The sequence below is a fragment of the Dyella sp. GSA-30 genome (assembly GCF_027924605.1).
Lineage (GTDB): Bacteria > Pseudomonadota > Gammaproteobacteria > Xanthomonadales > Rhodanobacteraceae > GSA-30.
In genome coordinates this window covers 5277125-5300136 of record NZ_AP027042.1, presented here as the reverse complement: position 1 = coordinate 5300136, position 23012 = coordinate 5277125, and the positions used below count along the sequence as shown (strand labels likewise).

Here is a 23012-nt window from a genome sequence, read left to right as displayed (position 1 = left end):
AGCTGCGCGACCGGGGCCGCCGCATCGCCTCGTATGACGGCGGGTGCTACCATTGCCGGCCTTTATTCGTCATTTTTCGGCACTTGCCGGGAGCTTCAAGCGCATGCGCACGCATTACTGCGGCCTCATTGATGAGTCGCTGGTTGGTCAGACCGTTACCCTGTGCGGCTGGGTAAATACGCTTCGCCTGCAGAGCCATGTGGCCTTCGTCGATCTGCGCGATCACGAGGGCATCGCCCAGATCGTGGTCGAGCGCGATAACGCCGATGCGTTCGCGATCGCTGGCGAGGTCGGTTACGAGTACTGCCTGCGCGTCACCGGCACCATCCGCAAGCGCCTGTCGGCCAACGACAAGCTCAAGACCGGCACGGTCGAGCTGCTGGCCGAGAAGGTCGAGATTCTCAATGCCGCGAAGGACCTTCCGTTCGCGCTGCACGAGACCCCGAACGAAGACATGCGGATGACCTACCGCTACCTCGATATGCGCCGCCCCGAGATGCAGAAGATGATGCGTACGCGCATCAAGCTGGTGCAGGCTCTGCGTCGCTATCTGGATGCGCGCGGGTTTCAGGATATCGAGACGCCGATCCTGACCAAGGCGACGCCCGAAGGTGCGCGTGACTATCTCGTGCCCAGCCGCGTCCATCCCGGCCAGTTCTATGCGTTGCCGCAGTCGCCGCAGCTGTTCAAGCAGATCCTGATGATGGCCGGTTTCGATCGCTACTATCAGATCGCCCGCTGCTTCCGCGACGAGGACCTGCGCGCCGACCGCCAGCCTGAATTCACCCAGCTCGACCTCGAGTTTGCGTTTGTCGAAGAAAAAGACGTGCAGGATTTCGTCGAGGCCTTGATCCGCCATGTGTTCAAGGAAGTGCAGGGCGTCGAACTCGACGCCGCCTTCCCGCGCATGACCTGGGCCGAGGCCATGCGCCGTTTCGGTTCGGACAAGCCGGATCTGCGCATCGCGCTGGAGCTGGTCGATGTCGCCGATGCGCTCAAGCACGTCGAGTTCAAGGTTTTTGCCGAGCCGGCGAACGATCCGGCCGGTCGTGTCGCTGCGCTGCGCCTTCCGGGCGGGGCGACGTTGACGCGTAAGGAAATCGACCAGCTCACCGAATACGTGGCCAAGTACGGCGCCAAGGGCCTGGCCTGGCTGCGCGTGGACGACCTGTCCAAGGGGCGCGAAGGCATCAATTCGCCGGTGGCGAAGTTCCTTGACGACAACGCGCTGAATGCCTTGCTCAAGGCGACCGATGCGCAGAGCGGCGACATGGTGTTTGTCGGCGCCGGCAAGTGGAAGACGGTTACCGATTTCATGGGCGCGCTGCGTCTGAAGGTCGGCAAGGACCGTGGCCTGGTCGATAGCAGCTGGAAACCGCTGTGGGTTACCGACTTCCCGATGTTCGAGTACGACGAGGAAGAAAAGCGTTTCGTCGCGCTGCATCACCCCTTTACCGCGCCCAAGGTCGACGACATCGGCGATCTGCGCGCGCATGCCGCCACCGCGGTGAGCCGCGGTTACGACATGGTGCTCAACGGCAACGAGATCGGCGGTGGCTCGATCCGTATCCATCGTCCGGAAATGCAGAGTGCGGTGTTCGAGCTGCTGGGCATCGGCGCGGAAGAGGCCGAGGCGAAGTTCGGCTTCCTGCTCAAGGCCTTGAAGTTCGGCGCTCCGCCGCATGGCGGCCTGGCGTTCGGTATCGACCGCATTGCCGCGCTGATGGCGGGTACCGAGTCGATCCGCGACGTGATCGCCTTCCCCAAGACCACCAGTGCCCAGGATCTGATGACCGATGCGCCGTCGGCGGTGTCGGAGCCCCAATTGAAGGAGTTGCACGTGCGGACGGTGGTCACAGAGTAAGCCTCGTCACGATTACCGCTCATACCTGCGGCTATCCTGAGGGCCTCTCGATCACCAGCCAGCCCATGTCCGATCACGTCATCTTGCTGCATGGCCTATGGATGCGCGGTTTCGCGCTGGCCATGCTGCATCGCCGCCTGATGGAGGCGGGGTTTCGCGTGCATCGCTTCGACTATATGAGCGTGGCCAGCCAGCAGCAGCGTGTGCTGGGACGGTTGCACGACTTGATGCGGGAGCTGTCGCCACCCGCCCGGACGGTGCATCTGGTCGGTCACAGCCTGGGCGGTTTGCTCGCCTTGCGCGCCTGTACGCCCGACGATGGCCTGCCTTCCGGGCGAATCGTCTGCATGGGTTCACCGGTCATGGGCAGCTCCGCCGCGCGACGACTGGCCGGCATGGGGCGTGGCGGGGAGGCGATGCTGGGACAGAACCGCGCCCTGCTGGAAAACGGCCTGGAGCAATGGATCGGCCAGCGCGAGGTCGGCATGATCGCCGGCTGCATGCCGATCGGACTGGGCGCGATGCTGGGGCCCATTCCCGGCGAACACGATGGCACCGTGGCCGTTGCTGAAACCCGGTTGCCTGGTCTTACCGATCATTGTCTGGTCGAGGCAAATCACACCGGACTGCTGTTTTCACCCGTGGTTGCCCGGCAGGTGACGCATTTTCTGCGCGAGGGGCAATTCGAAGCGGGGATCGGAAGGCGGTAAGGCATAATGTCGCACCCTGGGGTCACCCAGCTATTTCTCAACCTGTGACGAACGGCTAAAATTCGCCGCTTGTCCGCTCACCGCTGCAGGAATTGTCATGGGTAGAGGCCCGTCCATCGAAGGTCGCAAGAATGCCGAAGACGCCAAGCGCGCCAAGGTGTTCACCAAATTGATCCGCGAGATCACGGTGGCGACGCGCGCCGGTGTGCCCGACCCGTCCTCCAACCCGCGCCTGCGTGCGGCCGTGGACAAGGCCTTGTCGGCCAATATGACCAAGGACACCATCGAGCGTGCGATCAAGCGCGGCTCGGGTGCCGACGGCGGCGCCGCGATGGAAGAGCTGCGTTACGAGGGCTACGGCCCGGGTGGCATTGCGCTGATCATCGACTGCTTTACCGACAACCAGACCCGTACCGTGGCCGATGTGCGTGCCGTGCTGAACAAGAACGGCGGCAACCTGGGCACGACCAATTCGGTGGCCTTCCAGTTCACCCGTTGCGGCGAGCTGGTATTCGCCACCGGCGGTGACGAAGCCAAGGAAGAAAAGGTGCTCGAGGCTGCGCTCGATGCCGGTGCCGACGACGTCATCAATGAAAATGGCGAAAGCACGGTGATCTGCGCGCCGGAAAACTTCGAGTCGGTGCAGCATGCGCTGATCGAGGCTGGCCTGCATGCCGAGCATGCAGGTGTCACCATGCGGCCCAATAACCGCGTGGCCGTGACGCCGGAAAACGTCGAGGCGCTGCAGACCCTGATCGACAAGCTCGACGCGCTGGACGACGTCAGCGAGGTCTCGCACAACGCCGCGCTGCCGGCCGGGGTCGACGCTTAAGCCGTAACGGGTTTTCCCCGCTTACGCGCCTACGCCTCTCCGTCATGACCCGCATCATCGGCATCGATCCGGGTAGCCAGCGCACCGGCGTGGGCATCATCGATGTGGATGATGCCGGCCGGCTGTCACATGTTTTTCATACAGCGCTTGCTGTTTCCGGCGAGGCCACCTTTCCGCTGCGGCTCAAACGCATCTTCGACGAACTCTGTGACATCATCGCCGCGCATCAGCCGGCCGAGTGCGGGATCGAACGCGTGTTCATGGCGCGAAATCCCGATTCGGCGCTGAAGCTGGGGCAGGCGAGGGGGGCCGCGATCTGCGCGGTGGCGAGTCGAGGCATCGAAGTGCACGAATACGCGGCAACCGAAGTCAAACAAGCCGTGGTCGGTAGCGGCCGTGGCGACAAAACCCAGGTGCAGCACATGATGGGTGTCCTGCTTGGCCTCAAGGGCCCGTTGCAGGCCGACGCCGCCGACGCGCTCGCCGTTGCCGTCGCGCATGCGCATACGCGTTCCAGCATCGCTCGCGTCGGCATTCCCCGTACGGCTTGGAGAAGGCGTCGATGATCGGCCGACTACGCGGCATCCTGGTATCCAAGCAGCCGCCGTGGCTGATGATCGAAGTGGGGGGCGTGGGCTACGAGCTCGAAGCGCCGATGTCGACCATCTACGACCTGCCGCAGACCGGCAAGGAAGTGACCCTGTTGACGCATTACGCGGTCAAGGAAGACAGCGTCGCGCTTTACGGCTTTCTGCACGAATCCGAGCGCGCGCTGTTCCGCAACCTGCAGAAGGTGAGCGGCATCGGCGCGAAGATTTCGCTGGCGGTGCTGTCGGGCGTATCGACTGCCGAATTCGCACGGTTGGTGCAGACCGGCGATGTCGTCGCACTCACCAAGATTCCGGGCATCGGCAAGAAGACCGCCGAGCGCATCGTGGTGGAACTGCGCGATCGCGTCGATGGCTTGACCACCGGCATCACCGGCCTGGGCACGAAGACGCCGGGCCTGCCGCTCGATCCTGCCGCCGAAGCTACGGTGGCATTGCAGCAGCTGGGCTACAAGCCGGCTGAAGTCACGCGTTTGGTGCAGAAGGTCGCCGCCGAGGGCGACAGCGCCGAATCGATCATTCGCAAGGCGCTACGCGCCGCTCTCGGGAGTTAGAGACGTGGGTCATCACATTAACCAGTCGGATGCTTCGATGGATACGAAGCGCAGGCTGGCCGCTTTGGCGGCAGGCGCCATCGGTGTCGTGTTCGGCGACATCGGTACCAGTCCGCTTTATACGATGCACGAAGTGCTCGGCACGCACGGCATGCAGGTCACGCACGAAACGGTGATGGGTGTGCTGTCGCTGGTGTTCTGGTCGTTGATCATCGTGGTATCGCTTAAGTACGTGCTCTTCGTGATGCGCGCGGACAACAAGGGCGAGGGCGGCATCATGGCGCTGATGGCCCTGGCGCAGCGTTCGATGGGCAGCTCCGCGCGAGCGCGCTGGATACTGGCGGTCTTTGGCATCTTTGGTGCCGCGCTGTTCTACGGCGATGGCGTGATTACGCCGGCCATGTCGGTGCTGGGTGCCGTCGAGGGTCTTGAGATCGCGGCGCCCGGGTTGACCGATTACGTGGTGCCGATCTGCCTGGTCATCATCGTTTTTCTGTTTGCTCTGCAGCGTTATGGTTCGGCCAAGGTCGGCGCGATGTTCGCGCCCATCATGGGTATCTGGTTTGTCGTGGTGGCCTGGCTCGGTGTGCGCCAGTTGCTGGGCAATCCGCAGGTGCTCTATGCAGTCAATCCGATGTACGCCGTACGCTTTATCGTCACGCATGAACTGCAGGCCTTCATTGCGCTTGGTGGCGTGGTGCTGGCGCTGACCGGTGCCGAGGCGCTCTACGCGGACATGGGCCACTTCGGCAAGCGGCCGATTCGCCTGGCCTGGTCGTTCTTCGTATTGCCGGCGTTGTTGCTTAACTATTTTGGCCAGGGCGCGCTGCTGATCAGCAATCCCAAGGCGATCGACAATCCGTTCTACCTGATGGTGCCGGAAAACCTGCTGTATCCCATGATCGGTCTGGCCACCGCTGCGGCGGTGATCGCCTCGCAGGCGGTGATTTCCGGTGCGTTCTCGATGACCCGCGAAGCGATCTCGCTGGGTTACGCGCCGCGTATGCGCGTGGTGCACACCTCGCGCGAAATGTCCGGACAGATCTTCGTGCCCTGGATCAACGGGCTGCTGCTGGTGTTGGTGCTGGCGGCGGTGATCGGCTTCCGCAGTTCGGCCAACCTGGGTGCAGCTTACGGTATCGCGGTGACCGGCACGATGACCATGACCACGCTGCTGGCGCTGGTCGTGGCACGCAAGCAGTGGAAGTGGAACTGGTTCGCGGTGATCGTCGTGGGTGCGTTCCTGTTGACGGTTGATCTTGCGTTCTTCGGCGCCAACGCGTTGAAGATCGCGCATGGCGGCTGGTTCCCGCTGGTGCTGGGCGTGGTGGTCTTTGTCATGATGACCACCTGGCGTCGTGGCCGCGAACTGGTGGTGCGCGAAATCAAGCAGTCCGGTCTGGCGCTCGAGCCGTTTATCGACAATATCCATGAGCATCCGCCGCTGCGTGTGCCGGGTACCGCGGTGTTCCTGACCGCCAACCTGGATGCGGTGCCGCACGCCTTGTTGCATAACCTCAAGCACAACAAGGTGCTGCACGAGCGCAATGTGCTGTTGACGGTCGAGATGCTGGAAACGCCCGTGGCCGATTTCCAGGAGCGCATCGACATTCGCCATTTGAACGGCGAGTTCTATTGTCTGAGTCTGCGCTTCGGTTTTGCCGAAGACCCGAATATCCCGCTGGCCTTGACCCAGTGTTCGCGCGAAGGCCTGCCCTTCGACATGATGGACACCACGTTCTTCCTGTCGCGCGAAAACATCGTTGCGGACAAGCGCCGCCCGGGCATGGCGTTGTGGCGCGACAAGCTGTTCGCGTTCATGGCGCGCAATGCGATGCCGGCGACGGCGTTCTTCCAGATTCCCGGCAACCGGCTGATCGAGCTTGGGGCGCAGGTGGAGATCTGATCCGGTACGGCGTTGGGCGTGAAGGGTGAGGGGCGAGAGAAAAGCGTGACATCGCCGTCAATCCCGTGCCGCTGGCTCCTATAATGCCGGGCATGACCGATCACCCCCGCATTGTCACCAACGCCGCGCAGATGGACGACGAGGCCCTCGAGGCCAGTATTCGTCCCAAGCGGCTGGCCGAGTATCTGGGCCAGCAGGCGGTGCGCGAGCAGCTGTCGATCTATATCGAGGCGGCGAAAAAGCGCGGCGGTGCACTCGACCATGTGCTGATCTTCGGGCCGCCCGGCCTGGGCAAGACCACCTTGAGCCACGTGATCGCCAACGAGCTGGGCGTCAATGTCCGTTCCACCTCCGGGCCGGTACTGGAGCGGGCGGGGGACCTGGCTGCGCTGCTGACCAACCTCGAAGCGCACGACGTGTTGTTCGTCGACGAGATCCATCGCCTGTCGCCGGTGGTCGAAGAGGTGCTCTATCCTGCGATGGAAGACTTCCAGATCGACATCATGATCGGCGAAGGCCCGGCCGCGCGCTCGATCAAGCTCGACCTGCCACCGTTTACGTTGATCGGCGCCACCACCCGCGCCGGTCTGCTGACGGCGCCGCTGCGTGACCGCTTCGGCATCGTGCAGCGTTTGGAGTTCTATACGCCCGCGGAGCTCACCGCCATCGTGCGTCGCTCGGCACGCATCATGGGCATCGCCTGCGAGATCGATGGTGCGGAAGAAATCGCGCGGCGCTCGCGTGGCACGCCGCGTATCGCCAACCGGCTGCTGCGCCGCGTGCGCGACTACGCCGAAGTGCGCGCCAACGGTCAGATCACGCGCGAAGTGGCCAATGCTGCCATGAGCATGCTCAAGGTCGATGCCGAAGGTTTCGACGATCTGGACCGGCGCCTGCTTGCCACCATTATCGAGAACTTCGATGGCGGTCCGGTCGGGGTGGAATCCCTGGCCGCGGCGCTCAGCGAAGATCGCGGCACGCTCGAAGACGTGGTCGAACCCTATCTGATCCAGCAGGGGTTCCTGGTCCGGAGCGCCCGTGGCCGCATGGCCAGCGCCAAGGCCTGGCGGCACCTGGGTCTGACGCCGCCGCCGCGCCAGACCCCGGTGGCGGACCTGTTTTCCGGCGAGGGAGAAGGGTAAGCGCCCCTTCTGTGCCAACGATGGGGGGCGATTTCACCCCGTCGCCACCCGATGCCCGTTACTCGTTCTTAGTATGCCTATGACCCCCACCGACACCCCTGCCGCCCTGTTCACCTGGCCTGTCCGCATCTACTGGGAAGATACCGACGCCGGTGGCGTGGTCTATCACGCCAGCTACCTGCGCTTCCTGGAGCGGGCCCGTACCGAGTGGCTCAGGAGCCTGGGCGTGCACCAGTCCGGGATCAAGGAGGAGGGTGGGCTGGTGTTCCTCGTGCGCGAGATGCAGCTGGATTTCCTCAAGGCGGCCCTGCTGGATGATGAACTGCAGGTGACGGTCGCAGTCAAAGAACGGCGCGCAGCCAGTATCCTTTTCGCCCAGAGCATTTACCGGGCCGGCGGCACTGAGCTGCTTCGAGCCACGGTCCGAATCGCCTGCGTCGATACCCGCCGCATGCGCCCGGTGCAAATTCCAGCTGGCCTTATCCCCGGCCTGTAAAAAACTTTCAATTGACCTTTTGGCCTTCAGTGGCGGAGTACCCCCAGCAATGAACAGTGGATTGGACATTTTCAAGCTGATCGCGGAAGCGAGCATCCCTGTGAAGCTCGTGCTGCTCGTGCTGCTGGTGTTCTCATTCATGTCGTGGGTGATCATCGTCCGCAAATATTCGCAGCTCAAAGCGGCGAACGAGAATGCCGAGTCGTTCGAGGAGCGCTTCTGGTCGGGTGCCGATCTGGCCCAGTTGTTCCGCGAAGTGAGCAATCGCGGCGCCAGCAACGGTGGCCTGGAGAACGTCTTCGAATCGGGCTTTCGCGAATTCGCGCGCCAGCGCCAGCGTCGCGTGCATGACATGCGCGTGGTGATCGAGAGCTCCGAGCGTGCGATGCGCGTGGCCGGTACGCGCGAGATCGGTTCGCTGGAACGCAATCTGGAGTTCCTTGCCAACGTCGGCTCGATCAGCCCTTACGTCGGCCTGTTCGGTACGGTGTGGGGCATCATGGGTGCGTTCCAGGGCTTGGGTGAAATGAAGGACGTCACCATCGCCGTGGTCGCTCCGCATATCTCCGAAGCCCTGATTGCTACCGCGATGGGCTTGTTCGCCGCGATCCCGGCGGTGTGGGCCTATAACCGCTTCGCCAACAAGGTCGAGCGCGTGGCGTCGCGCTACGAGGTGTTCCAGGAGGAGTTCTCCTCGGTGCTGCAGCGGCAGATCCAGACCGACGACCCCACGGCCTGAGCGAGGCTTGCATCATGCGTAATTCAGCGCGACATAAGCGCCTCAAGCTCAAATCCGAGATCAACGTCGTGCCCTATATCGACGTGATGCTGGTGCTGCTGATCATCTTCATGGTCACCACGCCCATGCTCAATTCCAATGTCGACGTGAACCTGCCACAGGCCAACGCCAAGTCGCTGCAGGACAAGAAGGACCCGGTGATCGTGTCGGTCGGCCAGGATGGCAAGCTGTTCCTGACGCTCGGCACGGCCAAGAAAGAGCCGATCGACGAGGAAGGCCTCAAGGTCAAGGTTGGCGCCTTCGTCAAGCAGAATCCGGACGTCAGCGTGCTGGTGGCGGGTGATCGCGACGGCAAGTACGACGGGGTCTACCAGATCCTGACCGATTTGCAGCAGGCCGGTGTAGCCAAGGTCGGCTTGATGAGCCAGCCTGATGCGGGCGGGAAGAATGGCGCGAAATAGTCCCGACACCCATCGCAAGGGCACGCCCCTCGCGGTCGTCGTTTCGGCCATCCTGCATCTTGGGATCGTGGGGTTTCTGTTCCTCGCGACCTTGTCGTGCTCGACGTTCGAGAGCGCGTTTGCCGTGCTGCATCTGCCCGACTCGTGGAATCCGATCACCTGCGCCAAGCCGCTGCAACTGCCGGGCGAGCCGATCGAGGCCGTGCTGATCGGGCCGACCGGTGCGCCGCCGCCGAAGTCGCAAAACGTCAAGCCGGTACCCAATACCACGCCGCCGCCACCGACCGTGCCACCCCCGCCGACTCCGCCGCCGCCCAAGCTGACGCCGCAGCCTTTGCCGCCGCCGCCCGAGCATCCCGATACCAAGGATCAGGAGCGGGTGGTTCAGGACGCTGCGCAAAAGGCCGAGGACGCCAAGCGTGAGCAGGAAGAGAAACAGCGCCAGCGTCAGTCGGAGCTGGATGCCGAGGCGGCCAAGAAGAAGGCCGAGGAGCAGAAGAAGGTCGATGATCTCTTCGCCAAGCTCGATGCTGCCCAGAATCAGAGCAAGAAGGCCGACGACAAGGCAAAACAGGCCAAGCAGCAGCTCGCCGACCTGAAAAACGCCAAAGACAATGGCTTGCCCGACCAGCCCTTTGCCCCGGATCGGCAGACCGGCACCAACGGCAATGACAACAGCCTGCTGGCCCAATACCAGGCGGCGATTCAGAACGCGGTCACGCAGAACTGGCTACGCCCGGATAACATGCCGAACACCGCGTGCATCGTACATATCGTGCAATTGCCCGGGGGCGACGTCATGAGCGCCAAGGTCGACTCGAGTTGTCCTTATGACGATGCCGGCAAGCGTTCGATCGAAAACGCCGTGCTGCGCGCTCAGCCGTTGCCCTACAAGGGCTTCGAGAAAGTGTTCCAACGTGAAGTCACTTTCACCTTCAGGCCGCAATGATCGACCGTATCCGCCACCCCAGGATGCTGCACATGCCCCCGCTGCCCCGTAATGGGGTGGCGAAAGCGCGTCCCAGCGTCAACTCGATTTCACCTCCAGGCCGCAATAATCCAAGCCTATGCGCAAACTAAGCTCACGTTTTGCTCTCCTTCTGCTGGTCGTGGCCGCGCTTGTCGCCGGTCCCGCGGCAGCCCAGTCGCTCAACGTCGATATCGTCGGTGGCCTGAAAACCGCCACGCCGATCGCGGTCGTGCCATTCGCCCAGGCGGGCGGGGCGCCCCTGCCGACCGACGTCGCCGACATCATCCGCAACGACTTCAACCGCTCGGGCAAATTCCGCTCGCTGGCCAAGAGCGAGATCGTCGAGTTCCCGTCCAAGGGCGCCGACATCAAGTTCGCCACCTGGCGCCTGCTCAAGCAGGACTTCATCACCATCGGCCGCATCAGCGACGCTGGCGGCGGCATGCTGCGGGTGGAATACGAGCTGTGGGACGTCAACAAGCAGCAAAGCCTGCTGGCGCAGGCGTTCACCGCGCCGGCCGGTGACCTGCGTGGCGTCGCGCACCAGATTGCCGACCAGATCTACGAGAAGATCACCGGCGTACGCGGCGCGTTCTGGACGCGCATCGCCTACATCACCGCCGTGGGCCTGGGCAATAACACCACCTATTCGCTGATCGTGGCCGATTCGGATGGCTACAATCCGCAGGTTGTTGCGCGTTCGCGTGAGTCGCTGCTGTCGCCGTCGTGGTCGCCGGATGGCCGCAAGATCGCCTATGTCTCCTTCGAAAGCGGCAACTCGGCGATCTACGTGCAGGACATCACCACCGGTTCGCGCCAGCTGATTTCGGCCCACCCCAAGGGCATCAACGGCGCGCCGGCCTGGTCGCCCGATGGCAGCAAGCTGGCCATCTCGCTGTCCTATGTGGGTAACCCGGAAATCTTCGTGCTCGACGTGGCCAGCCGCTCGGAAACGCGCCTGACCAACAATCTTGCGATCGATACCGAGCCGGTATGGTCGCCGGATGGCCAGAGCATCTATTTCACCTCGGACCGCTCCGGCCGCCCGCAGATCTACCAGATGTCGGCCTCCGGCGGTAACCAGGAACGGGTCAGTTTCCAGGGCCAGAACAATGCCAATGCCTCGGTAAGTTATGACGGCAAGCAGCTTGCGATGGTGCAGGGCAACGGGAACGTGTATCGTATTGTCATTATGGACCGCAGTCTGGGTGGGCAGGTGCGACCCATCTCGCCGGGACCGATCGACGAGTCCCCGAGCTTCGCCCCCAATGCCAGCATGCTGCTGTATGCCGCTACCGAAGGACGCCGTGGTGTTCTGTATGCCGTCTCCAACGACGGGCAGGTTCGCCAGCGCCTCGTACTATCCGATGGCGACGTGCGCGAGCCGTCGTGGGGACCGTATCGGCAGCGTTGATGGTCCGATGGATTTCGCCAGGACGCCCGTAAGGCGTCCTGGTTTGGGTGAGCCGGGTGAAGCCTGCGAGGGCGACCAGGCTTTCACGGTTGTCAATGGCGGCTCGCGCTGCCATTGGTAAGGCCTGCGGCTGCAAGACAGCGCACCGCAGGCTACAAAGTGTCAAAATAACAGCCGGTCCACCGGCGATACGCTGTCCCGTAACCGCAATCGTCATTGACTGTCGGAACTCAAACCCGTTTGAAGGAACGTCCACCATGAATAAGACCGTTCGCGTCGCCCTGGTCGCCCTGCTCTGTGTTGGCGCGGCCGCCTGCCAGAAGAAGCAGGAACTTAAGCCTCAGCAATCGCAGGAACCGACCCAGACCATGACCCAGGCTCCCTCGGAGTCGGGCAAGTATGGTCCGGATGACCTGGACCGCGACGCATGCCTGCGTCAGCGCGTTGTGTACTTCGATTTCGACAAGACCGAAATCAAGCCGGAATTCCAGCAGATCATGGCGTGCCACGCCAAGTACCTGCAGGACCGTCCGATGGCTAACATCCGTCTCGAAGGCAACACCGACGAGCGTGGCACGCGTGAGTACAACCTCGGCCTCGGCGAGCGCCGCGGCAACGCCGTGTCCAGCGCGCTGCAGGCTGCCGGTGGTTCGGCCAGCCAGCTCAACGTGATCAGCTACGGCAAAGAAAAGCCGGTGTGCCGTGAGCACAACGAAGACTGCTGGGGCAAGAACCGTCGCGTCGAGATCGTCTACACGGCGAAGTAATGAACAAGCAACTGGCTACTAGCTTTACGGCCAGGCTCGGCATGGCGGGTGCGTTAGCATCCGCCATGCTTTTTGCTTTGCCGGTACAAGCACAGGATTCCCGTTTGAGTCTGGCCGATCGTGTCGCTCGTCTCGAACAGCAGGCGCAGAACCGGGACCAGGGCGGTATCGGCATGGTCAACCAGGTCCAGCAGTTGCAGCAGCAGGTGCAGCAGTTGCAGGGCCAGATCGAGGAGCTTCAGCACCAGGTGCAGGAAGCCCAGGACAAGAACAAGGCGCAGTACGTCGATCTCGATTCGCGACTGGGCCGTCTTGAAAAGGGCGGCAGTCCTGCCGCCGCCAACAACCCGCCGCCGGCAACGGATACGCCGCCAGCTGCCGACAATGGCAAGCCTCAGGGCGACGTGCAGGTGAGTGCCTCACGGCCGGCCGCGGCATCCAGCAATGGTGGCAACGCCAACCCCGCGGGTGCGCAAGCTGCCTACGACGCTGCCTTCGGCGCGATTCGTGGCGGCGACTACGTCAAGGCGTCGCGCGGTTTCCGCGAATTCCTGCAGCAGTATCCGGACAGCAATCTCGCCCCCAACGCTTATTACTGGTTGGGCGAGTCGTATTACGCCACGTCCAATTACCCGGTGGCGCTCGAAGCTTTCCAGCGGCTGGTCTCGCGCTATCCGCAAAGCGACAAAGCGCCCGATGGGCTGCTGAAAGTTGCCTATACCCAGATCGAGCTGAAGCAGAACGATGCCGCCAAGGCCACGCTCAAGTCCGTTCCTGTGAAGTATCCGGGTTCCAAGGCCGCGGGCCTGGCCCAGGAACGTCTGCGCCGGCTGCAAGTGCAGTCGGCCAACTGAGGCCGCGCAGTGAACGTGCATGATGCGAGCGTGGAGCAACCCACGTCGACGCCGGCTCTGGCCGAACGCCTGCGCATCACCGAGATCTTTCATTCGGTTCAGGGCGAGGCCGATGCCATCGGTTGGCGCACCGTCTTCGTCCGGCTGACGGGTTGTCCGCTGCGATGTGTCTGGTGCGACACCGAATATTCGTTCTACGGCGGTGAATGGCGTGGCATCGACGACATTCTTGTCGAGGTCGCCTCGCACGAAGTGAAGCATGTCTGCGTCACCGGTGGCGAGCCGTTGGCGCAGAAGCGCTGCCAGATCCTGCTGACCCGCCTTTGCGATGCCGGTTACGACGTCTCCTTGGAAACCTCGGGTGCGCTGGATGTGTCGGGCGTCGATCCACGCGTGCGCAAGGTGATGGACCTGAAGGCACCCGATTCGGGCGAGAGCGCGCGGAATCTCTGGTCGAATATCGAGCACCTGCTGCCGCACGACCAGATCAAGATCGTGATCGCCAGCCGTGCTGATTACGAATGGGCGCGCGGCAAAGTTGCCGAGCTCGGTCTGGCGCGCCGCTGCATGGTGCTGTTCTCGCCGGTACACGGCGCAGTGCAGCCGCGCGAACTGGCCGAGTGGATCATCGAAGACAAACTGCCGGTACGTTTCCAGATGCAGCTGCATAAGCTGCTTTGGAACGATGAGCCGGGACACTGAAGGCAGGAGTGAGTCGGCGCCTGCGGCGCCTGTTGGGAGTGAGGAGTGAGAGAAATCAAAAGCTCGAATCCTGGCGACGCTCTTTATCTCTCACTCCTTACTCCTGACCACTCACTCCTAAATAGGCGGCATATCCGCCGACCCCACGCTTACCAACAAAAGCCATGACTACATCCGAACGCAAAAAAGCCGTCATCCTCGTTTCCGGCGGCATGGACTCCGCTGTCACCATCGCCATCGCGCGCGAACAGGGCTACGACGTGTATGCGTTGAGCGTGGCGTATGGACAGCGTCATAGCGCGGAGCTGGAAGCCTCCGAGCGCGTGTCGCGCCTGCTGGGCGCGGTGGCGCACAAGACGGTGACGGTGGATCTGCGCTCGATCGGCGGCTCGGCGCTTACCGCCGACATCGATGTGCCGCTGGATACGGACCAGCAGGCCGACGCCGCAACGATTCCCGTGACCTACGTGCCGGCGCGTAACACCATCATGCTGTCGATCGCGCTGGGCTGGGCCGAGGTGCTCGGTTCGAGCGATATCTGGTGCGGCGTCAACGCGGTGGATTATTCCGGCTATCCCGACTGCCGCCCCGCCTTTATCGAAGCCTTCGAGCAGCTCGCCAATGTGGCGACCAAGGCGGGCGTCGAGGGTGCCGGCATTCGTATCCATGCGCCGCTGATGAAGATGAGCAAGGCCGATATCGCGCGCGAAGGCGCACGCCTGGACATCGACTTTGCCCAGACCGTCAGCTGCTATCAGGCCGACGCCCAGGGCCGCGCATGCGGCCATTGCGACGCATGCCGGCTACGTGCCCAGGGCTTCCGCGATGCCGGTCTGCCCGACCCGACGCGCTACGTCTAAGCCTTGGTCCGCCTTGGAGCTTGTGCCAAAGCGGCATAGCCCATAAAATTGCGGGCTCACTACGTTCCGGGCCGTTAGCTCAGTTGGTAGAGCAGCGGACTTTTAATCCGTTGGTCGATGGTTCGAATCCATCACGGCCCACCAATAAAAAATCGGCGACTTAAACTCATTCCGGGTTTCCTGCAGGTCGCCTGTATTTAGCCCTGGCTTCGTCAGGGCTTCTCGATTCCGACCGCTTCCACGCTGCAAGCGCCGCCAACTCGATTGGCGGTGCTCGACAGGGATGCCTCCACGTCGGCAAGAGTATCGCGCTCGATTTACGCGGGCTATTGAGTCATTCCCCTTGGCTTGGGCGATTCACTTGGGGCGTAACCGACTTGCACCTTGAATGCACGGCAAGACGCCGCGTCTAAGGCATGGCCAACGCGCTACGCCGCTCCGATAACTCTCATTCCGCCGCTACGCAGCCGGATCGGCCGCAATGGGCAAGCGCCATTGCGGAGCTGCTTCGCAAGGATACGCATGCTCGGATTCCAGGGCATGAAATCAGGGTTCGACAACATGGTCAGGCATTGCCTCGACTCCTAACATTTGCATCACCCCGTCAGCACCGGGCTTGATATTTGAGGCAAATGTGTCGCCGTCAGCCGTTTTTCTGCTCTCCATGTGACGATTTTAGGATTTTCTGCAATGACTGCGGAAAAACGGCAGAGATGGCGAAAGAGGGTGGCCGCCACACCGGTGCTTCGTGAAACCAAACGTCCCTGATGTGATCCGGAGAATCCTTATGAACAACCTTCATTTCGTTCCTGTCGCCGAATCGACCGGTCATGCTGCCCAAATCTTCGCTGCGATCAAGGCTGCTGTAGGCATGGTGCCCAATGCCTATGTGGGTATCGGCAGCAATAGTCCGCACGCACTGGAAGCGGCGCTCAATCTCGATGCCGCACTCAAGAAAAGCAGCTTGACCGGTCGTGAGGTAGAGGCCGTCAAACTCGTCGTGAGCGATGTCGCCAACTGCGAATACTGCCTTGCCGCCCACACGATGATAGGGAAGATGCAGGGTTTGGATGCCGCTGCGATATCGGCGCTGCGGCGCGGGCAAGCAACGGGGGATGCCAAGCTCGATGCGCTGTCGTCCTTTACGCGGGCGCTTGTCGAGACTCGCGGCACCGTCCCCGCCGGCGTACTCGGAAATGTTCGCAGCGCCGGTTACACCGATGCGCAGCTCGTCGATGTGATGCTCGCCGTCACGAGCATCACCTTCACCAACCTCTTCAATCGCGTCAACGGCACGCCACTTGATTTTCCGCCAGCGGGCTGAGCGGGCGCCGTGAGAGCAGCGGGCGAGCCTTCGCCACGCCAATCGCGAGCACTCTGAAAACGTATAACCCCATCGAAAGGAACATAGTCATGAATCTCGAACATGCTTTAACCACGACGATCGACGTCAACGGAACACCGTTCGCCTACCGGGAAGCCGGCATCAAGGGAGGTGTGTCGATCATCCTTCTTCATCACCTGACAGCCGTACTCGACGACTGGGATCCCGCTGTCGTCAATGGACTGGCAGCCAGTCATCATGTCATCGCATTCGACAATCGTGGCGTGGGCCGGTCCGGCGGCACGACGCCCACGTCGGTCCAAGAGATGGCGCGCGATGCGATTGCCTTCATTCGCGCGTTAGGCCTGAGCAAGGTCGATCTGCTCGGCTTCTCGTTGGGCGGCTTCATCGCTCAAGTGATAGCGCAGGAGGAGCCTGACCTCGTTCGCAAGCTCATCATCGCCGGATCCGGCCCTGCGGGTGGTGAAGGTATCTCGAACATGGGCGCCGTCCTGCAAGACGGCGTGGCCAAGGCCGCCGCCTCGGGTAAACATCCGAAGCACTTCTTGTTCTTCACGCAAACCGACCATGGTCAAGCCGCGGCCAATGCGTTCCTCGCTCGCTTGAGTATGCGCACGGAAGATCGGGATGCCGCGATAAGCAACGAAAGCATTCATGCTCAGCTGACGGCCATTCATGCCTGGGGACAAGGCGACCCATCCAAGCTGAGTGAGATCCATCATCCCGTTCTCGTTGCCAACGGCGACGATGACGTGATGGCGCCGACGATCAATTCGTTCGAGTTGGCGCGCCGGCTCCCCAATGCGCAGCTCAGTATTTTTCCGGATGCCAGCCACGGTGGGATTTTCCAGTATCACGCCGCTTTTCTGCAGCAGGCTCTCGACTTCTTTGCCTGACCGATCGGCCGAGACGGTGGCCTGGTCACCGTCTCGGCCAATCACGGCGTCGCGCGCACCCCTATGCGGTCCGTGAAAGACCAAGGTTCTAGCGTGTGCTGCGTCACGCAGCTGTGGATCTTTTTTGTGCCGGTGTCAGCTAGCGTGCCGCCAGGCCTCGGGCATCGTTTCATGCTGCTGATGGTTGTGTCCGGCGATGGTCGATCTCGGTACCTCGAACCAGAAGGTACTGCCGTGACCGGGTTCGGAGCGCAGGCCGACATGGGTCTGCAGAATCTGCGCGAGGCGTTCGGCGATGGAAAGGCCCAGGCCATAGCCTTCGTGAGCATCACCTTCGTCGCCATCCAGGCGGACGAATTCTTCGAAGATGCGTTGGTGTTCGGCGGCGGCAATGCCGGGGCCGTTATCGCGTACCTCGATACGGATGTTTTCGCCGCGGCGACGTGCCGCGACGAGGACGCGGCCGTTCGGTGCGTTTGCCAATGCGTTGTTGACCAATTGTTGCAGCAGACGGGCACAGAGTTCGGCATCGGCATGCAGGCGATGGTGGCCGCCTCGCCAGACGAGGATGGCGCGCTGCCTCAAGGCCGTTTCGTTGAGGCTCTGGCGGTCGTGCATGAACAGTTCGGCGGCGGCGAACGGTACCGGCTTGCTGCTGACCACGCCGGCGTCGAGCCGCGAGATTTCTAGCAGCGCGTCGAGCAGGCGCGTCATCGAACCGATGCTGTTGCGCATCTGCCCGAGTACCGATTGTTGTTCGTTGTCGCTGCCCAGGTGCAGGAAAGCGGTAAACAGTTGCAGGGCTTGCAGCGGCTGGCGGAAGTGATGGCCGACCAGTGCGACAAAATGCGATTTGCTACGTGTCAGGGCCTGCGCCTCACGTTGTTGCCGGACCGCCTGCAGGGAGCTGCTACGGCGGATGGCGACCAGATCGCGGCGCTGCGTAGTCAGCGCGCTGTCGATTCGGGTCAATGATGCATGCAGGCGTTCGAGTTCGTTGCCGGACATCTGTTCGGCAGCGGCCCGTTCGTCGCGACGTGGCAGCAGGTCGTCCAGCGCATGCTGCAGACGATCGAGCGGATCGACGATACGTCGCCGCAAGGACCAGCGGGCCAGCCAGGCCAGCACGGCGATACCGATGGCGCACAGCAGGCCGCCGGCACCGGTCAACCATTGCGCACGTCGCAATGGCCAGGGATCGACCTGCATTGTGATGGTGGCCACTGCCTGCAACGGCGGTGTGGGCAGCGCGCGTGCGTAAATCTGCAAGCTCTGCGCGTCGCTCTCACCCGCGCCGTAAAGCCGCCCGTCGGCGAGTCGCAGTTCGAGGTAACGGATGCTTTCAGATGCACCGTCGCGCAGGCCGTTATCCAGGATGTGCTGCGGGGGCGCACTTTCCCAGGCTAGCGCCGAGCTGAGGCGTTCGAGTTGCAAACTGATGCCGCTGCGTTGCCGTTCGGCAAGCAGGGAGGCGCGTTGCACGGTCAATGCTGCGGTCAGTACCAGGGCGGCGAGGGCACAGGGCAGAATGGCATCGATCAGCAAGCGCGGCAGCAGTCCGTCCGGCGAGCGCTTCATGATTCCGCCTTTTCGCGGTCACATGGAATAGTTCGGCCCATACCGACCCGCGACGCCTTGGCAAGATGTCTTAAGAAGCGCTGCATGGCATCGGAGTCTGTGCGAGTAGGAAAGCCGGAGACCGGGCAATCGTTTGCCCAAGCTTCACTCTAGAGAAGTGTGAAGGGCTATTCGATACACAGTTCGTACTATTCTGCGGCGGCCTATGGCGAATGGCATAGGTCGCTCTTTTGTGCAGAAAGCTGCCTGCGGCGGTTTTCTTTGCTCGCGACGGCGGGCTGTCGGGATAGCTTAAGGTGTGCCGTCGGTATGTGCGGCCAGGTTCAGCGGGCGATTGCTCTTCAACTGGTTGATCAGCAGCTCGTGCGCCGCTTCGATCTTCTGCAGTCGCGCTTTCATCGCCTCGTTGTTGACCCATTGCGCACTCAGGGCGCGTCGCTGGTCCAGCGTGTAATCGATATCGGCAAATGACGTGAGTACATCGTTGCCGGCGGGGCGGAAGCCGCTGATATCGTGGATCAGCTGCAGCTTGGCCACTTCTTGTGGGGCATTGCGTCCCTTTCCGTAGCTGATCAGGAATTGCGTCACGCGGTCGCGCAGATCGGCCGGCAGATCGGTGCGCACGATAATCACGGCGTGCGGAATCAGCGACGATTTCCATATCACGCGCAGGCGAGCGTACTGGTCGGGGAAGTGCTTGGCGAAGCGTTCGAGGTCGGCGGTGTTGTTGGTCGCCAGGTCGGCCTCGCCGTTGACCACGGCCAAGGCGTTGTTCTGATGGTTGTCGATCAGGACGTTGGAAAAAAACGTATCCGAATCGAGCTTGCGGCTGGCAAAGAGCTGTGTTTCCGGTACCAGATAACCGGACACCGACAGGGCTTCGCCACGCGCATAGCGCCAATGGCCCGGCTTGGAAAAGATGTCGTCGAGTTTATGGATCGGGGAGTCTTTCTCCACGATCAGGACGGAGTAGTAGCCGAGCGTGCCGTCGCCACGGGTAAGTTGCGCCACAACCTGCATGCGATCTTGCGTCACCGCCTGCAAGGCCAGCCGGCCGGAGACGAAGGCATAGTCGATGCGCTGTTCGGTCAGTGCCTGGGCAAGGCCCTCATAGGTGCTGACCGAAACGCTGCGGATCGGTCGCTGCAAGGCATGGCTCATGTCGTCGAGCATGGGCCGCCACGCCTCCAGCGATTCGGAGGGGCCGCCCATGGGCAGCACGCCAAAGGTCAGGGGCTGTGGTGTCTTGTCCGCGGCCCTGGTCGGGGAGACGGAAAGGCATAGCAAGATGAGCAACAGGCAGGCCAACCACGCTCTGGGCGAGCCCGGATAAGCCCCTGCGTTGATGCGTTCGTTGCGCAACGTGTTCGACTCCCCTGCAATCCTTGGGCGCTGTCGTGGCTCTACATTCCTGCCGTCGACGGAGCATACGCCGCCGCGGCGCCACTTGGGTGACAAACCGTTTGCAACGAAAGGCTAGGGTCCTGCCAATCGACGGGACGCTACCACCGCCTCGACCCGGTTGCGCACGTTCAATGCACGGAAAATCGCCGCCAGGTGAATCTTCACGGTGCCTTCGCTGATGCCCAGGTCGCGTGCGATCACCTTGTTCGGCTTGCCTTGCGAGAGCAGCCAAAGCACGTCGATCTGGCGGTCGGTCAGCAGCTGGCGCAGGCGCTCTTCCAGGCTGGCCGCATCGCTCTGCGGTGAGACGACCGGTGGCGGCTGGGCCACTTCGCCGGATTCGTCCAGCATCATCGGCGGCACATAGACGCCGCCGGAGAGCACCAGCCTTACCGCCGACAGCATCACATCCGGCGAGTACGCCTTGGGAATAAAGCCTTGCACGCCGATGGAGAGCAGGTCTTTCATCAGCGAAGGGTCTTCCGACCCGGACAACACAATCACCGGTACGCCGGGCAGGCTTTCGATGGTTTCGGCCAGATGGGCATGGCCGTGCGACCCCGGCATGGCCAGGTCGACGATCGCCAGTGCGGGCGCGGGTTCGTTGTGTAGAGCCTCGCGCAGTTCCTTCACGTCCTTGGCGATCGAGAACTCAGTATCGGGCCCAAGCTCGGCTAGCTTGAGCTTGACCCCTTCGACAATCAGTCGATGGTCATCGGCAATCAGTATCCGCATGTCGTCCCCCGCAGCCCGCCACGGTTAACAACCCGTCCGGCCACCCGCGCAACATAGCCTTACCGAACGATGTCAGCAAGCTGCGTGAACATGGGCAAATGGCCTAGCTATCGACCATTTGGCCTAGGGAATCCAAACGTTCGGTTCCACTTGTCGCTGCGGATTTGCCGGCGGAGCCGGATCATGGGGCATATGCGTCGATCAGGCCGTCAAATGGCTCTGCGTGCGCGACATGGCCATCGCTTCGCGCAGTTGCTCGGGCGAGACGGGTTTGTAAAGCACGGGAATCTTCGCCGCCATGATCTCGCGCAACCGGTCGCTGCGGGTTTCGCCGGTGATCAAAAGGCGTGCAAAGGCCGTTGGCGTGTCGTGACCGTAGTGGCGATCGAGTGCGGCCAGTACGTCCAGTCCGCTTTCCCCCTCGCGCAGGCGCAGGTCGGAAATCACCAGGTCGGGTGGGGTAGACCAGGTATCGGCGACTTCCAGCGCCTGGGTCCGGTCTTCGGCCACCACGACGTCGCAGCCCCAACTGCGCAGCAGATAGCGGATGCCGGAGAGAATCGCCGGTTCGTCGTCGATGACCAGCACGCGCATGCCCGATACGTCCAGCAGGTGTTCTTCGACCAGCGGATGAAAGGTCTGATGCGCCGGTGCGCTGGGCAACTGAAAACTGAAAACGCTGCCGCGATTGACCCGCGACTTGAGCGTGACCTGGGTGTCCAGCAATTCGGCCAGGCGCTGCACGGTTGCCAGGCCAAGGCCCAGGCCGCGACGCGGTCCACTATCGTGCTCACCCAGGCCGTGCATGTCGATGCGGTAGAACTCGTCGAAAACGCGTACCTGATGTTCCTCGGCAATGCCGCTGCCGGTGTCCCATACGTCGATGCGTACCGTGCCATCGAGTTGCTTTCGCGCGCCCACGAGCACACCGCCCTGGCTGGTATAGCGCAAGGCGTTGCTGACCAGGTTGTTGAGAATGCGCGCGAGCATCGTGCGATCCGTGCGTACCCACAATGGGGTGGCGCGCATGACCAGTCGCAGCTCGTGTTGCTCGGCAATCAGGCGGAAGTTTCGGCTGACCTCTTCGAAGACGTGATCAAGCGGAAACTCGGTGATCTCCAGCTGCATTGCACCGGTTTCCAGGCGCGACAGATCGAGCAATTCGCTGAACAGGTGATCGAGCGCTTCGACACATTCCTGGATATGTGCAATGCGGTCCAGTCGTACCGGATCGCGTTCGTCCACGGCCAGCGAGGACGAAAACAGCGTCAATGCATACAGGGGTTGGCGCAGATCATGCGAAGCGGCGGCCAGAAAGCGTGCCTTGGCCACGCTGGCAGCTTCGAGCGCGGCATTCTTGCGCGCCAGCTCCAGGGTGGCGTGCTCGATTTCCTGTTCCATCCCGCGTTGGACGTCGAACAAGGCGGCAGCGGCGCTGTTGAAGCCGTGCTGCAGTTCGCCGATCTCGGTGCTGTCGGTGACTTCGACTTCCACCCGGCGATCGCCGCGGCCCAGCTGATGCACCGCTGCAGCCAGCCGGCGCAGCGGTGCGCTGATCCAGCGGGCCGCCTGCCAGCCCAGAATGCCCGCGACGAGCAGGCTGAGCACCAATGCGATCAGGGCATTGCGCAGGCTGGATCGTTGCGCGGCAATCGCTTCGTTGAGACTGACATCGACCAGCACCGAGCCAATCACCGGGTGATCCGGTAGCGCGCCATCGACAACCGTGCGCACGACGGTGAGGGTTTCGTTGCGCACACGATCCTCGCGACCCTGGGCGTCGGCAACGATCTCCCCGTCGGCCGCGCGAATCTGCACATGCGCGACGTGCGGCAATTCGGCGATCGATTGGGCGATTCGCGCCAGCTCCCGTCGCTGCATCTGGCGTAGCGGATCGGCGCAAACGGAAGCGGTCTGGATGGCGATCGTATCGGCGGTGCTTTGCGCCATGCTGCGCAGCGAGGCGAGCTGGTGGCGGGTGAGCATCGTGACCAGGAACACGGCCGTGACCAGGGTCGGGACGAGCGCAACGAACGCCAGCCGCTGCATCAGCGACGTGCGCCGCCATAGACGACCGATCCAGGTGTCCTGACCTGTGCTCACTGCCGTTTCCCCGTGTCGGCTTACGAGGCCGAGACTAGCGCGAAATCATGGGAGCGGGGGCGGTTTTTTGGA

Annotated in this window: 22 protein-coding genes and 1 tRNA gene; 19 read left to right on the top strand and 4 right to left on the bottom strand. The window is 62.5% G+C overall.

The window, feature by feature from the left end; all coding sequences use genetic code 11:
* The first annotated feature begins 103 nt into the window (after positions 1-103).
* The 19 genes from aspS (at position 104) to QMG46_RS22765 (ending at position 17120) form a co-directional block, all read left to right on the top strand.
* Complete coding sequence (aspS, locus tag QMG46_RS22855; RefSeq protein WP_281850205.1) at positions 104-1864, top strand: aspartate--tRNA ligase; 1761 nt, start codon at positions 104-106, stop codon at positions 1862-1864.
* Positions 1865-1929: 65 nt separating this feature from the next.
* Positions 1930-2574, top strand: a complete 645-nt coding sequence (locus QMG46_RS22850; protein ID WP_281850204.1) for an alpha/beta hydrolase — start codon at positions 1930-1932, stop codon at positions 2572-2574.
* Positions 2575-2671: 97 nt separating this feature from the next.
* Positions 2672-3406 (top strand): YebC/PmpR family DNA-binding transcriptional regulator, encoded by a 735-nt coding sequence (locus QMG46_RS22845; protein ID WP_281850203.1) that lies wholly within the window; start codon positions 2672-2674, stop codon positions 3404-3406.
* A 44-nt stretch (positions 3407-3450) separates the two neighbouring features.
* Positions 3451-3972, top strand: a complete 522-nt coding sequence (ruvC, locus tag QMG46_RS22840) for a crossover junction endodeoxyribonuclease RuvC (RefSeq protein ID WP_281850202.1) — start codon at positions 3451-3453, stop codon at positions 3970-3972.
* The gene (ruvA, locus tag QMG46_RS22835; protein WP_281850201.1) at positions 3969-4568 is read left to right on the top strand and encodes a Holliday junction branch migration protein RuvA; all 600 of its coding nucleotides are present in this window, start codon (positions 3969-3971) and stop codon (positions 4566-4568) included. The genes ruvC and ruvA overlap by 4 nt, the downstream gene beginning before the upstream one ends.
* A 37-nt stretch (positions 4569-4605) precedes the next feature.
* On the top strand, positions 4606-6474 hold the full coding sequence (locus QMG46_RS22830) for a potassium transporter Kup (protein ID WP_281850200.1): 1869 nt from the start codon (positions 4606-4608) through the stop codon (positions 6472-6474).
* Positions 6475-6566: 92 nt separating this feature from the next.
* Positions 6567-7616, top strand: coding sequence for a Holliday junction branch migration DNA helicase RuvB (gene ruvB, locus QMG46_RS22825; protein WP_281850199.1), 1050 nt, complete (start codon positions 6567-6569; stop codon positions 7614-7616).
* 79 nt (positions 7617-7695) lie between these two features.
* On the top strand, positions 7696-8112 hold the full coding sequence (ybgC, locus tag QMG46_RS22820; RefSeq protein ID WP_281850198.1) for a tol-pal system-associated acyl-CoA thioesterase: 417 nt from the start codon (positions 7696-7698) through the stop codon (positions 8110-8112).
* Positions 8113-8161: 49 nt separating this feature from the next.
* A complete protein-coding gene (gene tolQ, locus QMG46_RS22815) occupies positions 8162-8851 on the top strand; it encodes a protein TolQ (protein WP_281850197.1) in 690 nt (229 codons plus the stop codon).
* A gap of 14 nt (positions 8852-8865) precedes the next feature.
* The gene (tolR, locus tag QMG46_RS22810; protein ID WP_281850196.1) at positions 8866-9312 is read left to right on the top strand and encodes a protein TolR; all 447 of its coding nucleotides are present in this window, start codon (positions 8866-8868) and stop codon (positions 9310-9312) included.
* Complete coding sequence (locus QMG46_RS22805; protein ID WP_281850195.1) at positions 9299-10261, top strand: cell envelope integrity TolA family protein; 963 nt, start codon at positions 9299-9301, stop codon at positions 10259-10261. Before tolR ends, QMG46_RS22805 begins: the two co-directional genes overlap by 14 nt.
* A 118-nt stretch (positions 10262-10379) precedes the next feature.
* Positions 10380-11696 carry a Tol-Pal system beta propeller repeat protein TolB gene (tolB, locus tag QMG46_RS22800; RefSeq protein WP_281850194.1) on the top strand — a complete coding sequence of 439 codons (1317 nt, stop codon included), beginning with the start codon at positions 10380-10382 and terminating at the stop codon, positions 11694-11696.
* 257 nt (positions 11697-11953) lie between these two features.
* Positions 11954-12463: a peptidoglycan-associated lipoprotein Pal gene (pal, locus tag QMG46_RS22795; protein ID WP_281850193.1), complete on the top strand. Its 510-nt coding sequence runs from the start codon at positions 11954-11956 to the stop codon at positions 12461-12463.
* Complete coding sequence (ybgF, locus tag QMG46_RS22790; protein ID WP_281850192.1) at positions 12463-13317, top strand: tol-pal system protein YbgF; 855 nt, start codon at positions 12463-12465, stop codon at positions 13315-13317. Before pal ends, ybgF begins: the two co-directional genes overlap by 1 nt.
* Before the next feature lie 9 nt (positions 13318-13326).
* Positions 13327-14019, top strand: a complete 693-nt coding sequence (gene queE / locus QMG46_RS22785; RefSeq protein ID WP_281850191.1) for a 7-carboxy-7-deazaguanine synthase QueE — start codon at positions 13327-13329, stop codon at positions 14017-14019.
* A 164-nt stretch (positions 14020-14183) separates the two neighbouring features.
* A complete protein-coding gene (gene queC / locus QMG46_RS22780) occupies positions 14184-14879 on the top strand; it encodes a 7-cyano-7-deazaguanine synthase QueC (RefSeq protein WP_281850190.1) in 696 nt (231 codons plus the stop codon).
* A gap of 68 nt (positions 14880-14947) precedes the next feature.
* Positions 14948-15023 (top strand) — tRNA-Lys (locus tag QMG46_RS22775).
* 643 nt (positions 15024-15666) lie between these two features.
* On the top strand, positions 15667-16203 hold the full coding sequence (locus QMG46_RS22770; RefSeq protein ID WP_281850189.1) for a carboxymuconolactone decarboxylase family protein: 537 nt from the start codon (positions 15667-15669) through the stop codon (positions 16201-16203).
* Between the two features lie 89 nt (positions 16204-16292).
* Entirely contained in the window at positions 16293-17120 is an 828-nt protein-coding gene (locus QMG46_RS22765; RefSeq protein ID WP_281850188.1) for an alpha/beta fold hydrolase, read from the top strand.
* Between the two features lie 135 nt (positions 17121-17255).
* Here the strand turns inward: QMG46_RS22765 and QMG46_RS22760 are convergent, their stop codons facing one another.
* The 4 genes from QMG46_RS22760 to QMG46_RS22745 form a co-directional block, all read right to left on the bottom strand.
* Positions 17256-18698, bottom strand: coding sequence for a sensor histidine kinase (locus QMG46_RS22760; protein ID WP_281850187.1), 1443 nt, complete (start codon positions 18696-18698; stop codon positions 17256-17258).
* Positions 18699-18989: 291 nt separating this feature from the next.
* Complete coding sequence (gene phnD, locus QMG46_RS22755; RefSeq protein ID WP_281850186.1) at positions 18990-20060, bottom strand: phosphate/phosphite/phosphonate ABC transporter substrate-binding protein; 1071 nt, start codon at positions 20058-20060, stop codon at positions 18990-18992.
* A gap of 114 nt (positions 20061-20174) precedes the next feature.
* Entirely contained in the window at positions 20175-20837 is a 663-nt protein-coding gene (locus QMG46_RS22750; protein WP_281850185.1) for a LuxR C-terminal-related transcriptional regulator, read from the bottom strand.
* 201 nt (positions 20838-21038) lie between these two features.
* Positions 21039-22940, bottom strand: coding sequence for an ATP-binding response regulator (locus QMG46_RS22745; RefSeq protein ID WP_281850184.1), 1902 nt, complete (start codon positions 22938-22940; stop codon positions 21039-21041).
* Positions 22941-23012 lie beyond the last annotated feature (72 nt).